General features: G+C 61.8%; 5 protein-coding genes. All 5 read left to right on the top strand.

Going from position 1 to position 10,573, the window contains the following annotated elements:
* Positions 1–641 precede the first annotated feature (641 nt).
* The 5 genes from P8192_RS12365 to P8192_RS12345 are packed head-to-tail and all read left to right on the top strand — an operon-like array spanning position 642 to position 10,558.
* Positions 642–2,654, top strand: a complete 2,013-nt coding sequence (locus tag P8192_RS12365; protein ID WP_278159824.1) for a type I restriction-modification system subunit M — start codon at positions 642–644, stop codon at positions 2,652–2,654.
* 17 nt (positions 2,655–2,671) lie between these two features.
* A complete protein-coding gene (locus tag P8192_RS12360) occupies positions 2,672–3,988 on the top strand; it encodes a restriction endonuclease subunit S (RefSeq protein ID WP_278157330.1) in 1,317 nt (438 codons plus the stop codon).
* A gap of 5 nt (positions 3,989–3,993) precedes the next feature.
* A complete protein-coding gene (locus tag P8192_RS12355; protein WP_278157329.1) occupies positions 3,994–7,215 on the top strand; it encodes a type I restriction endonuclease subunit R in 3,222 nt (1,073 codons plus the stop codon).
* A 47-nt stretch (positions 7,216–7,262) separates the two neighbouring features.
* The gene (locus P8192_RS12350) at positions 7,263–9,749 is read left to right on the top strand and encodes an N-6 DNA methylase (protein ID WP_278157328.1); all 2,487 of its coding nucleotides are present in this window, start codon (positions 7,263–7,265) and stop codon (positions 9,747–9,749) included.
* Complete coding sequence (locus P8192_RS12345) at positions 9,746–10,558, top strand: GIY-YIG nuclease family protein (protein WP_278157327.1); 813 nt, start codon at positions 9,746–9,748, stop codon at positions 10,556–10,558. The genes P8192_RS12350 and P8192_RS12345 overlap by 4 nt, the downstream gene beginning before the upstream one ends.
* Positions 10,559–10,573 lie beyond the last annotated feature (15 nt).

Below are 10,573 nucleotides of genomic sequence, written 5' to 3'. Positions count from 1 at the left end.
GGAGGTCGCCGACTCAGGGTGCAGAGCTCTGCCAAGCATCGTACGTCTTGCCCGTCCGCTCCTTCAGTTCCCTACGAGGTCGGCATGCCGGTAGTTCACCTAGGCAACCTGAGAGGCGTGGCCCGAGCGGGCCACGAGATTGGCGCGGGATGCGCAGTGCTACCCGGCGACCATGAGCTCGGTGTGGCGGAGGTGATGGATCGCGGGGTGCGGCCGTCGGCCTCGGTCGCGATGTCCTGTCAGCACAGTTGCTGAACGAACTGACCACGCCCACTCATGTCCGTGACAAGTACTTCGCGTAAGTCCACACCGTCATACGGCGTGCGTCGCACCGCCGAGAGGTGGATACGACGTTCTCACCGTTCGTTCGGGCAGTAACTGATGGGTGGCGGCTCCGTCTCTACTCCGACCACATTGTTGACAAGCCTGCCGAATGCACACACAAGCCCATCCAGACTGCGTTTAGTGGTTTGACGAATTGCACAGAGTGCAACATAGATCCTGTAGCCATCGTCCCTGGCGAATCGGTCGGTCTAAGGGCCGAAACTTTGCACGGCTACCGCCGAGCTGTTCCGTCGGTGTGACGCACCTCGCCGTTAGGATTGAGATCGTCCGTCAGTTTGTCTTGTCTATCAGGAGAAATGTCAATCGTGTCAGCACTTTCCGGCTTTGTGTGGAGTGTCGCCGACACTCTGCGCGGCCCGTACTCCGAGTCCGAGTACGGCTCAGTCATCCTTCCCTTCACGGTGCTTCGCCGCCTCGAATGCGTCATGGACCCGCATCGCGAAGTCATGGCCGAGATCGTGGCGCAGTACGAAGGGGAGCAGCAGCGGCGCACGCATTTGAAGCTGAAGACGCGGACAGCCGAAAATCCGGGCCTGTCATTCTGGACTACGAGCGACTACACGCTGACGAAGGCGCTCCAAGACCCCGACAATCTCGCTGAGAACCTGATCGACTACGTTGGCGGGTTCTCGGCGAACCTTGACGTGTTCAAGTCCTTCGACTTCGAGAACATCATCGGCACGCTCGACAACCGCGACCGACTTTCTCAGGTGACCCGACACTTCGAAGGCATCGACCTGTCGCCGCATGCGGTGTCGAACGCCGACATGGGCGACCTGTTCGAGAACCTCATCTACCGCTTCGCCGAGTCGGCCAACGAGGGAGCAGGCCAGTTCTATACGCCTCGAGACGTTGTTCGTCTCCTGGTCGATCTCCTCTATGCCGATGACGCGGATGCACTTCGTGGTCGAGGAACGGTCAGGTCGATCTACGACCCGACAGTCGGCACCGGAGGCATGCTCAGCGTTGCCGACGAGCACCTGCGCAGCTTCAGCCCCGACGCGTCGACGGCGCTGTTCGGGCAGGAAATCAACAAGCGCACCTACGCGATCTGCAAAGCCGACCTGCTGATCACCGGTCAGGACCCGTCCAACGTGCGACAGGGCGACACACTAGTCGTGGACCGGTTCGAGGATCGCAAGTTCGACTACGTCCTCTCAAATCCGCCCTTCGGGACCGACTGGAAGGCCGTCGAGTCGCAGGTGAAGGCCGAGCACGCCCGCGGAGGACAGGGGCGCTTCGCTCCGGGGCTTCCTGCAGTCGGCGACGCGGCAATGCTCTTCCTTCTGCACGTCGCCTCGAAGATGCGCGACGTCGACGAGACGGGGCGCGGCGGCAAGGCCGGCATCGTCTTAAACGGTTCGCCGCTCTTCAACGGCGGTGCAGGCTCGGGACCGTCGGAGATCCGCGGCCACATGCTCGAGAACGACCTCGTCGAGGCGATCGTGGCGCTGCCGAACGACATGTTCTACAACACCGGCATTGCGACCTATCTGTGGATTCTCTCCAACGCGAAGCCCGCCGAGCGCAAGGACACCGTCCAACTCATCGATGCGACCAAGCTCGGCACGAAGCTGCGCAAGTCGATCGGGTCGAAGAGGATGGAGATCCCCGACGCCCGCCGCGACGCCATTGTGCGGGCCTTCACCGGCACCCCGCGCGAGGACGACGTCGAGGTCCCGGTGAAGACGTTCCACAAGCGCGACTTCGCGTACTGGACGGTCACGGTCGAACGCCCGCTGCAGCTGCGCTTCCAGTGCACGCCCGAAGCGATCAGTGCCGTGGCGGAGCAGAAGACCCTGGCCAAGGTCGACGGGCTCGCCGAGGCGCTCGAAGCGTTCGGTGACGAGGTCTACCTGAACCGCGAGAAGTTCGACAAGGAGCTCGGCCGCCACCTCGGCGACCACGGCGTGCGGCTCACGCCGGCGCAGCGGAAGAAGCTGTGGCAGACGATCGGCGTCCACGACGAGACCGCCGACTACTGCCGCATCCAGTCGGGAAAGAACAAGGGTGAGCTCGACCCGAACCCTGACCTGCGCGACACCGAGAACGTCCCCTTCGGCTGGGGTGAACACCCCAAGACGCATGGCGCGTTCCAGGACACAGTGCAGGCCTACTTCGACGCCGAAGTGAAGCCCCACGTCGCCGATGCGTGGATCGACTGGGAGAAGACGAAGACCGGCTACGAGATTCCATTTACGCGCCATTTCTATGAGTATGTTCCGCCTCGGTCATTGGACGAGATTGACGCCGAGCTCGAACGTGTCGTCGGCGAGATCTTGGGATTGCTTCGGGAGGTTGAGGGGTGATTTCAAGGAGCGAAAGCATGAACAAACTCCCATTTTGGCTGGGGGAGATCCCCGCGCGCTGGTCGTTGGTAAAGGCAAAGCGCGTAATGTCCGTAGTCAAGGAAATTCCGGGCGCAGGGCTAGCGGCTGACTACGACCGGCTATCACTAACAATGAGCGGGGTGTTGCCGCGAGCTAAAGATGACCGAGATGGTCTACAGCCAGCGGATTTCAATTCATATCAGTTGCTGCGACCCGGCCAGCTTGTTTTCAAGCTCATTGATCTTATGAATGTGGCGACAAGCCGAGTCGGACTGTCGGACGATACTGGTCTCGTCAGTCCAGCCTACATCGTGACTAGTCTTGGGCCGGGCGTGGACGCGAGATTCATGCACTATTACTTCCATGATCTGTATTCGCGACGCATCTTCAATTTTTTGGGGAGCGCAGGGGTTCGATCTTCACTCGGCCCCAAAGACCTAATGGCGTTGCCGATCCTGCTCCCTCCCCTCGACGAGCAGCGCGCCATCGCCGACTACCTGGACCAGGAGACGGCCCAGATCGACGCGCTCGTGGCGAAGCAGGAGGAGTTCATCGGGCTGCTGCGGGAACGACGATCTGCAGTTCGAGACAGTGCGCTCACCGGCGGGCTCAATGGCATTGGGGTAAGCAAACGAACTGGAAACGTTTGGTTGCCGATTCTGCCGAGCGGTTGGCGAGCCGTTCCGACTCGCCGACTACTCTCTTTTGGTCCAAGCAACGGAGTCTCGCCAGAAGCCGGTCGGGTCGGCGACATGCGCTCTCTGTCAATCGGCGCTGTTCGTGACGGTCGAGTAAAGGCCAGTGAGGAGGTCACGAAGTATGTTGACCGGGATTCCCTAAGGGACGTCTCCCAGTTTCTCCTCCATTACGGCGATGTGCTCATAGTTCGCGGGAATGGCAACATTAGTATGGTCGGGCGAGCGGGGATGGTTGGTAACGAATTTACTCAGGAGGAGTACATCTACCCTGACCTCTTGATCCGAATCCGAACGACTGCCGACATGCGCCCAGATTTCTTCGTCGCGGCATTGGACACGCCTACGAGTCGAGCACAGATCGAGCTGTTGGCGCGGACGACAGTGGGAACCTTCAAGATCTCAGCTGCCGATGTCAGATCGATCGTTTTGCCTTGCCCGCCGATCGACGAGCAGCACGCGATTATCGAGCACATCAGTCAGCAGACCTCGCGCATCGACGCCCTCATCACAAAGGCTGAGGAACATATCGCCCTTGCGAAGGAACGTCGCGCAGCGCTGATCACGGCCGCGGTGACGGGGCAGTTCGACGTACGTACGGCACGAAAGGCTGGATGAAGACGATGGCGTCACCAGACGGCACCCGCGAGGAAGCGCTCGAGGTCGAGATTGCCGAGTACCTCGGCTCGCACGACTGGCTCTATAGCCCGAATGATGACGGCTATGACGCGGAGCGGGCGATCTGGCCCGAGGACGTGCTGTGGTGGCTGAGCGAGACGCAGCCGGACGAGTACGCGAAGGTCGTGCGTGTCGGCACGGGTGCCGAGCAGGCAGACCGTGAGGCGTTGCTGTCGAGGCTCGTCACCAGGCTGGACACTCCGATGAGTTCGGGCGGCGGGACGCTCAACGTGCTGCGCCGAAAGTTCTCGCACACGCGCGGGGCGACGGCGCATTTCCGGATGTGCCAGTTCAAACCGGCGACGACACTGAACAAGACGGTGACCGAGCAGTACGAGAAGGTGCGGCTGCGTGTCGCCCGGCAGGTGTACTTCTCGCCCAAGCGAGGCGACAAGCGGTCGATCGACCTCGTCTTCTTCGTCAACGGCCTGCCCGTGGCGACCTGTGAGTTGAAGTCGTTCTTCAAGCAGCAGTGGCGTACAGCCGTCACGCAGTACCGGAAGGACCGCGACCCGGCCGGTCAGCCGCTGCTCGGCTTCGGTACCCGCGCGCTGGTTCACTTCGCCGTCGACGACGACCAGGTGCACATGACCACGAAGCTCGCGGGGGAGAAGACGTACTTCCTGCCGTTCAACCGCGGCCACGACGACACCGGTGCCGCAGGCAACCCGGCCAACCCGTCGGGTCCGGCCACGTCGTACCTCTGGGAAGAGGTGCTGCAGCGGGAGAACTTCCTGTCGGTCCTCGGTTCGCAGATGTTCCTCAAGACCGACGTGGACGAAGATCCGGCGACGGGGAAGATCACGCGGTCGACGGCGCTGATGTTCCCGCGCTACCACCAGTGGCGTGCGGTGAGGAAGCTCGTCGACACGATCGGCGATGAGGGCCCGGGCCGTAGGTATCTCATCGAGCACTCTGCCGGGTCGGGGAAGACGAACACGATCGCGTGGACCGCGCATCGTCTCGCGCGCATGCACGACCGGTCGAACGAGAAGGTGTTCGACAAGGTCATCATCGTCTCCGACCGCCGAGTCCTCGATGCCCAGCTGCAGCAGGCGGTCGAGCAGGTCGACGACACCGGCGGCAGCGTCGCGGTCATCGACTCGGCGGCTGTGCGCCGCTCCGGCGGCTCGAAGTCCCGGGCGCTGCTGGATGCGCTGACGGGGTCGTCGTTGATCATCGTCGTCACGCTGCAGACGTTCCCGTTCGTCAAGGATCTGCTGGAGACGACGCTCGGGACGAAGAACTTCGCGGTGATCGTCGATGAGGCTCACACCTCCCAGTCGGGCAAGACGGCGGCGGAGCTGAAGAAGGTGCTCACCGAGGGCGGCGAGGTCGCCGATGGTGAGGGCGAGCTCGACGGCCAAGACGTGATCAACCAGCTTGTCGAGGCTGACACCGCCCGTGAGCGTCAGATCGCTTTCGAGACCGCGGCACGTGCTGGGGCACGGAATGTGTCGCTGCTGGCGTTCACGGCGACGCCGAAGGCGAAGACGAAGCAGCTCTTCGGTCGTCCAGGCGATGACGGCCTGCCGGTCTCGTTTGATGTGTACCCGATGCGGCAGGCGATCGAGGAGGGTTTCATCCTCGATGTGCTGCGCGGATACCAGACGTACAAAACGGCGTTCGAGATCGAGCAGCGGGGTAAAGCCGGCATCACGACGGGCATCGACCCCGACACTGACGACCTCCTGGTCGATCCAAAGATGGCGACGCGGAAGATCATGCGGTTCGCGAATCTGCATCCGACGAACATCGGCCAGAAGGTCGAGATTATCGTCGAGCATTTCCGAGCCAATGTCGCCCACTTGTTGGAGGGACACGCGAAGGCGATGGTCGTTACCGACTCCCGCCAGGCTGCGCTGCGGTACAAGATCGAAACGGACAAGTACCTCAAGCAACGCGGGTATGCGTATCAGTCGATCGTCGCATTCAGTGGGAGCTTGAGCGACGATGACTATGGCATCGAGGACGCGACCGAGGCATCAATGAATCCCGGCATCGGGTCCGACCTCGCACGGGAGTTCCGGCGTCCCGAGTACCGGCTCATGATTGTCGCCGATAAGTTCCAGACCGGATTCGACCAGCCACTGCTGTGCGCGATGTACGTCGATAAGAAGCTACCGGACGTGCACGCGGTGCAGACGCTGTCGCGGCTGAACCGCACGTACCGTGCTCCGTCGGGCGAGTTGAAGGACCGCACGTTCGTGCTTGACTTCGTCAACGACCCCGATGACATCCACGAGGCGTTCTTGACGTATTACCTCGAGGCACACGTGGAGAAGGAGACCGACCCAAACCTAGTCCATCAGCTGGCCGCTAAGCTCGCTCAGGCTCGGATATACACGCCGAACGACGTCGAGCGCTACGCAGAGGCATGGTGGACGCGAAAGCAGTCGCATGCAGCGCTGGTTGCGGCCGTGACGCCGGCACGTGACGAGTACCGCAACCGATGGACTGCTGCGGCCGAGAGAAATGACTCCCAGGCTCTCGACGAGCTCAGGACCTTCAAAAAGGACTGCGGTTCCTATGTCCGGCTATACGATTTCATGTCCCAAGTGGTGGACTATGGAACGAGCGACCTGGAGAAGCTGGCTGAGTTCTTGCGCCAGCTCGTGCGTATTTTGCCGGGTGAGAATCTCGATGGCGACGCCGACGTATCTGGGCTTGAACTCCGCCGCGTTCGACACATAGCCCAAGGTGCGATCGACATCAGTTTGTCAGGGAATCAAGACGCTCCTTCGCTGCCCAGCATCTCGTTCGTCGGTTCCCACGTCTCTCGTGCAGACACACAGTTGCAGTTGCTATCAGACGTCGTGGCCCGCATCAACGCTCTCTTCGGATCGGAGTTCTCAGATCCGCAGATCGAAGGGTTCGTGGTCGCAGCTGCCGGCATGGCGGCTGAAGATCCTCGCATCGCTGCTCAGATCGATCACAACGCGCTGGACCAATTCATGTCGTCGCCTGAGCTGAGAGAGACTCTCACCGACGCCGCGGTGCTCAATAGCGATGCCTTCGGCAAACTCACCGATGCTCTGACGGGCGAAAGTGAACGGGCGGAAGCATTTATCCGCCTCGTGGGCGAGTACCTCTATGCATCGCGCCGTCTGCGAATGGACGATGCGCAGGAAGACGAAGGCGTCGAGCGTTTGGACGAGAGCGTATGAGCCGGAAACCACAAAGGCAGAACTCTCCGCATCCTGCACTCGAGTATGTGCTGGGCGACATCAGTGTCGATGCGCCTATTAAAGGAGATCTGCGCGGCAAAACTGAAGCCCAGCACACTACAAGCATTTCGCTTGCCCGTGCACTCTCCGTCGGCTGTCTGGCCCGCTTGGACTCAGTCACTTCCTCAGTCAACATCTGGGACCCGGCGGCGGGATCAGGGTTCGCAGGATCCGTCCTTGTCAACGCGCTGCGATCAGCAGGTGTGCAGACGCACTACCGCGGGCAGGTCCTTGACCAAGCTGCAGTAGCCGATGGCCAACGGCGATTTCATGGATACCAGGACGCAGAGATTGCATATGGCGACACGCTGGTATACGACGCATTCCCGGAGCACGAGGCCGATCTCGTAATCGTCGATGCCCCGTGGGGCATGGACTGGAAGAGCTCCGCGCCGGGAGTGGAGGCCCGTAGAGAGTCTGGTTCGTATGGGTTCGGCCTTCCACAGCATTCGGACAGCATCTGGCTGTTCATCTCGCTCGCTCTGGAGAAGTTGCGCCCAAGCGCCGAGGGCGGAGGACGGGTCGCGGCCCTGGTCACTCCCGGTGCACTGTCTAGCAGTGGTGCCACCGGTGATGTAAGGCGCAAGATTCTCGAAGCTGCTCTGCTCGAGTCGGTGACCCGGCTGCCAGATGGGCTTGCATCGAGCACCGGCATACCTTTGTATCTCGTCACCTTTACCAACCGGCCGAAAGATTCTTGGCGGGGCAAGGCGATGATCGCCGATCTACAGACCGAGTTCACGACTGAGCGCCAGCACCGCTCAATGCCGGTCGGTTCGTTCCGAGAACTCGAGTCGGGGCTGAGGACAGGAAATCCAGGGCCCCGTAACCGTAGCGTCGCTGTCCGGCAATTCACTCGACGAAACACGCGCCTCGAACGGCTGACTCGGGAGGGAAAGCGACTGTCATGGAACGTGACGACGTACGCCGATACACCGATCGACAATCGGTTCCTGGAGTCCCGCTACGGTCCGGACTCCGGGGTATCGGTCGTTGGTAACACCCAAGAGACCATCGATCTTGATCCGAGCCGCATCTTCGAGGACGACTCGCGCGAGCTCCTCAAAGACATCGAGGCGAAGGGCTGGAAGACGCGCCGCCTAAGCGGCCTGATCGCGGCTGAGCCTGCGCCGATGAAGGCTCCAGGCCGCGCCGAGCTAAACGGACAGTTGTACATCCCGATGACGCGCGAGGGCAGAGCCGCCGCGGAGGCCTCCGGCACGGGCTCCAGCGGCCGGGTGCTCTCGATTCGGCTGGACGACGAGACGGTGGACCCGAGTTTCTTGATGGCTTGGCTCAACTCGGAGCAGGGCGTCTCCGGGCGTCGACGGGCCATAGAGGCTAGTAGCACCGGGTCATTCCCCCGTGCGCTGAGACCGGACTCCAGATCCTTGATGCGCTGGGCAGATGAGCTCATCGTCCCCGTGCCGGATCGCGGGACACAGCTAGCGCTTGCGTCGGCCGATGAACGACTCGCCTCCTTCGAAGCTGAACTGAGCACCCAGCGCGAGAGCATTTGGGCATCTCCCGAGAGTGCAGAGGCGGTCGTGAGCAGAATCGCCGGGGCCTTCGATGACTCACTCGGTGCCTGGCTAGACCAGTTGCCGTATCCAATCGCTTCGGCGCTGTGGACTGCGGAGACTGGGTCGTCGCCTGGGGAGCAGCAACGCGCCTACATCCATGCGTGGGAGGCGATCGTGACTTTCCATGCCACCGTCTTGCTTTCCGCGAGTCGCACAGATCTGAGGCACAGTGGTGAGGTCGAGGCCGCGATCGGGCAGGCGTTGCGGGAGCAGCACCTGGGTATCGAACGGGCTTCGTTCGGGACTTGGGTGATCATTATCGAACGTGTCTCGAAGGAGTTTCGCCGTGCGCTCGAAAAAGGCGACGCTGATGAGATCGCTCGCGTGCACAGATCCTTCGCCGATCTCGGCCAAGGCGGGATAGAGCGACTGGTCTCGAAGGACCTCGTCAAGAAGGTAAACGAGGTGAACAACAAGCGGAATCGGTGGCTCGGCCACACCGGCTATACCTCGGACGAGGAGTGGAATGCGCAGGTGGTGTCCCTAGTGTCGGACCTCAGCGAACTGCGGCAGATACTCGGCAACGTCTGGGCACAGTTGCTCCTCGTTCGAGCCGGAAGTTCGAAGCTTCGGCGCGACGGACGCGTCCAGACGGCGGAAGTGGCGGTCGGGACCCGCTCACCGTTCAAGACCAGGGAATTCAGCATCGGGGACGAGATGATCGACGGGGACCTGTACCTGGCGAAGGACGGATCGCAGTCGCCTTTGCCTCTGGGACAGTTCGTGCAGTTGCGCTCGGCTCCGCAAGACGCCCAGTACACGACCTACTTTTACAACCGGACGGAGGGTGCAAGTGTCCGCATGATCAGCTATCAGTACGGGCCGCAAAGCGAGATTCTGGACGACACAGAGGGCTTCCGCTCGGCGTTTGGGGGCCTGTCGCTCGGATGACACTGACCCTCGAACAGATCCTGCGCAGCGCCGGAATCGATCCTGCTGATGCCCAGGTGATACGCCACGCGTTCGTGCACGAGCACGAGGGTACGGGCGTCCGAGGCATTCATGCCGACTCGATCGACGAGGAGATCCTCGCATACACGAGCCAGCAGCCGACGAAGTCGCGCATGTTCCCCGTAGAGCCGCCCCGCTTCTGGGTCGTGTTCATCCGCGAAGGCGGCGACAGGGCCCGGCTCTGGTCGGTAGTTGAGAATCGCGGCGAAGTGTCGAATGATGGCAATCTGCGCACCTTCGACTTGGCCGTCTCCGAGCACCTTGCCGACCTCAGGAACCGGCTGGTGATTGGTTGGAGGTCTCCGCGTACATGGCGCCTCAATGGTCCGACAGCGGCCAGCTACCCGGTGATGGAGATCGCTGATGCGAAGCCAGTGCCGTTCCCCGGCTTTGACCGGTTAGTTCTCGACCGCCCGCACCTGCAGGCGGTCATGCGCGAGCATCGGTACGAGGCTTGGAGGACGGCGCTCTCTTCGGTTGTCGGTATTTACCTCATCACGGACACCCGCGATGGCCGTCAGTACGTGGGCAAAGCTGACGGCGCGGAGAGCATCCGCCAACGCTGGAGTACGTACGCGGCCAACGGCCATGGCGGAAACACCGAGCTACGCGACATCGACCCGAGCGGGTTTCGCTATTCGATCCTGCGGGTCTTCGATCCGGCGACCCCGACGCGAGTAGTCAATGAAGCCGAGAGCCACTTCAAGCTCGCCCTCGACACACGGAAGCATGGGCTCAACCGCAACTGACCTACATTCGGGGAA

It is taken from the genome of Citricoccus muralis (genome assembly GCF_029637705.1).
Classification (GTDB): Bacteria; Actinomycetota; Actinomycetes; order Actinomycetales; family Micrococcaceae; genus CmP2.
This window is presented reverse-complemented; position numbering and strand designations above follow the sequence as displayed.